Annotated in this window: 1 protein-coding gene; it reads right to left on the bottom strand. The window is 70.0% G+C overall.

Going from position 1 to position 707, the window contains the following annotated elements; all coding sequences use genetic code 11:
• Positions 1 to 124 precede the first annotated feature (124 nt).
• The coding region (locus tag HUK84_RS21460; RefSeq protein ID WP_176641954.1) for an amino acid ABC transporter permease at positions 125 to 707 on the bottom strand (583 nt) is incomplete at its 5' end.

Below are 707 nucleotides of genomic sequence, written 5' to 3'. Positions count from 1 at the left end.
GCCATCCGCAGGCAGGCCCGCGCAACCCCGCCGGCCAGGCCGGCCACGCCGCCCGCGACGGACAGGACCAGCGTCGTCCACAGGGCGCGCGACAGCAGCGCGACGTCATAGTGGGAAAAGGCGATCATGCCGCGCCCTCGAACATCCTGCGCCCCAGCGCGAACGCCCCCGTCAGGGCGACGGACAGCAGGGCGTACAGCGCCCCGGCCACCAGCATCACCTCGAGGATACGAAAGGTGGTCGCGCCGACGTCGTAGGCGCGGCCGGTCAGGTCCTCGACCCCGAAGATGGACGCCATCGAACTGCCCAGGATCATGATCTGGAAATGATTGGCCAATGCCGGCGCCATCGTCTGCAGCGCATGGGGAAAGAGGACGCGCAGATAGGCCTGCCGGCGCGTCAGCCCCAGCGCCGCCGCCGCGTCGTGATAGAGCGGCGGAACCCGCCCCAGCCCCGCAGCCAGGATATCGGCGAGATAGGCCGCCGCATTCAGCGCCATGCCGATGAAGACCGATGCGAACGGCGAGACCATGACCCCCAGCAGCGGCAGGCAGTAGAAGATCGCGAAGATCTGCGAAAGCTGCGGCGTATTGGTCATGATCGTGCTGTAGGCCATGCCGAGCCGCCGTCCCGCCCCCCGCCCTTCCGCGCGCAGGACCGCCAGGCCGGCGGCCAGGACCAGGCCGGCGGCGAAGGACGCGACGGAC

The sequence above is a fragment of the Nguyenibacter vanlangensis genome (genome assembly GCF_013376155.1).
GTDB lineage: Bacteria > Pseudomonadota > Alphaproteobacteria > Acetobacterales > Acetobacteraceae > Gluconacetobacter > Gluconacetobacter vanlangensis.
Note: the sequence above shows the minus strand (reverse complement) of the source record. Positions and strands in the feature narration are given on the sequence as shown.